Origin of the sequence: Tritonibacter sp. SIMBA_163 (genome assembly GCF_046535935.1) — a bacterium.
Lineage (GTDB): Bacteria > Pseudomonadota > Alphaproteobacteria > Rhodobacterales > Rhodobacteraceae > Epibacterium > Epibacterium scottomollicae.
Map to the genome: position 1 here is coordinate 1 of NZ_JAWJBP010001438.1, position 232 is coordinate 232.

Sequence of the window (232 nt, forward strand, 5' to 3'; positions counted from 1 at the left end):
AGCTGTGGCGCGGCGAGGAGGTCGCCTTTCCGCGGCAGGACGGTTGCACCCACAGCGTGATCACCCAGCCGCGCCCCGTTGCCGATGACCTGGCCGTCTGGGTCACGACGGCTGGCAACCCGGAGACCTGGCGCGAGGCGGGCCTCGTCGGTGCCAATGTGCTGACCCGCCTGCTGGTCCAGAGCATCGACGAGGTCGGCGACAAGATCGCGCTCTATCATCAAGCGCTGCG

The 232-nt window shown here is 69.0% G+C and carries 1 protein-coding gene; it reads left to right on the top strand.

All coding sequences use genetic code 11. The features are described 5' to 3' along the window. On the top strand, positions 1 to 232 hold a 232-nt coding region (locus tag R0J92_RS27045), incomplete at both ends, for a hypothetical protein (RefSeq protein ID WP_411053953.1).